We start from the raw sequence: 1,605 nt of genomic DNA on the forward strand, positions 1-1,605 counted from the left end.
TTATATGCTTGGTTTTGTTTCCAAGAACGAAGTTATCAAGAGAACAGTAAAGTTCCAAGCATTCAGGGAGTGCTTGCATAATGTTGCGTTCATTAGCAATGAAATTCTCATGAATTTTTATAGAGTTGGGGCAAGAAAAGGCTGATTAAAACCAAAAATAAAGAGTACAACAATAAGAATAGGCAAAGGCAGTAGTGTGCCCCTTGCGCACGTTTGCTGTGTTCTGCACCGATATTGTAAACCATAGAATCAGTACAGAAAATGGTAGGGGTTGGCTACATTGAAAGTGCCACAAACTGCCACTTGAACAACGCCAATAGAATTGGAGAGGCACGACCTATCTTTGCACCAAACGGACTGTGAAAGAAGGAAACAGGGCAAAAAAGCGCAAATGCCAGCCGAGGAAATGTGCAGCCTTTTCCTCCAACTTCCCGATACTTCCCTGCTGTTCCCCATTGCTTTGAAGTATGGGAAACACGCCATACTTTTGCAGGTAGAAACGTGCGGTGACGCGCAAAACAAGAAAAGGAATTACAAACAAAACAAATAATAGAACTATGGGCTATTTTATTATTACGGATTCAAATTGGGCAAGACTGAGGGACGAGATACTCAGCCTTGCCGAGACCTGCCACAAGGCATTCGGAGAACAGAGCAGGCACGCCGATTGGCTGCACAACGGGGATGTGTGCAGGCTACTCAACATCAGCAAGCGCACCTTGCAGCACTACCGTGATACGGGAGTGTTGCCCTTTGCCCAAATCGGGCATAAGTGCTATTACAAGCGTGAGGACGTGGAGCAGTTGCTCCAAACCAAAACAGAGAAATCAAAAACGGATAAAACTAAAATCAACAAATAAACATGAAGATTATGGAACAAGTAAGAGATTTGAACATGGAGGCGGACGATATGCAGGTGGTACTCTCTGCCCTTGACAAAGTGAATAGACGTATAAAGAAAGTGGCACAGACACACAAACCGTTGTTTGGAGGTGAGCATTTCCTAACGGGCAAGGAGGTGTGCAAGCAGCTGTATATCAGTCCCCGAACTTTGCAGGACTATCGGGACAGGAGGATTATTCCCTACACACAGTTTGCGGGAAAGATACTCTATAAGGCTTCGGACTTGGAAAAGTTGTTGGAGGATAATTATAAGTGATAGCAGCATATCGCAAACAGAAATGTTATAAAATCTAAAATAATCAGCAAGGCAAGCGATTATTACACTTTTGTGTAGAGTATATATGCTTTGTTACATTTACTTTTGCCCAAAATAATTATTCAGTTATGAAAGAAAGATACAGCAGAAACAGGCTCTACGTGAGCGAGAAAGAGCAAAGCGTGATAAGGAATTATAAGATTTTCCTTGGTGGTGCAGGCATCGGTAGTATTGTAGCTGAATGCGCTTTGAGACTTGGCTTCGAGCATATTACCATTGTTGATGGCGACAAGGTGGAGCAAAGCAACCTTAACAGGCAGAACTATACGGAGAATGACATTGGCAGATACAAAGCGGAGTGTTTGGCTGAGCGTTTGCAAAGTATCAATCCCGAAGCGCAGATAGACTTTCATACGGAGTTCTTGGCTCCTGATAACATCGAAGAT

The 1,605-nt window shown here is 43.2% G+C and carries 4 protein-coding genes; all 4 read left to right on the forward strand.

All coding sequences use genetic code 11. The annotated features are described in order from the left end of the window. Positions 1 to 391: 391 nt before the first annotated feature. A complete protein-coding gene (locus tag JCM15124_RS16105; RefSeq protein ID WP_156930728.1) occupies positions 392 to 550 on the forward strand; it encodes a hypothetical protein in 159 nt (52 codons plus the stop codon). A gap of 7 nt (positions 551 to 557) precedes the next feature. Continuing rightward, positions 558 to 860: a helix-turn-helix domain-containing protein gene (locus JCM15124_RS12495; RefSeq protein WP_024999667.1), complete on the forward strand. Its 303-nt coding sequence runs from the start codon at positions 558 to 560 to the stop codon at positions 858 to 860. Positions 861 to 871: 11 nt separating this feature from the next. Further along, positions 872 to 1,159: a helix-turn-helix domain-containing protein gene (locus JCM15124_RS12500; RefSeq protein ID WP_024999668.1), complete on the forward strand. Its 288-nt coding sequence runs from the start codon at positions 872 to 874 to the stop codon at positions 1,157 to 1,159. 128 nt (positions 1,160 to 1,287) lie between these two features. After that, positions 1,288 to 1,605 (forward strand): ThiF family adenylyltransferase (locus JCM15124_RS12505; protein WP_024999669.1); only part of this gene is annotated, 318 nt, incomplete at its 3' end.

Origin of the sequence: Prevotella falsenii DSM 22864 = JCM 15124 (assembly GCF_000613945.1) — a bacterium.
Classification (GTDB): domain Bacteria; phylum Bacteroidota; class Bacteroidia; order Bacteroidales; family Bacteroidaceae; genus Prevotella; species Prevotella falsenii.

Coding starts and splice junctions, on each gene's coding strand:
- JCM15124_RS16105 (WP_156930728.1), top strand. CDS start 392: ATGCCAGCCGAGGAAATGTGCAGCCTTTTCCTCCAACTTCCCGATACT.
- JCM15124_RS12495 (WP_024999667.1), top strand. CDS start 558: ATGGGCTATTTTATTATTACGGATTCAAATTGGGCAAGACTGAGGGAC.
- JCM15124_RS12500 (WP_024999668.1), top strand. CDS start 872: ATGGAACAAGTAAGAGATTTGAACATGGAGGCGGACGATATGCAGGTG.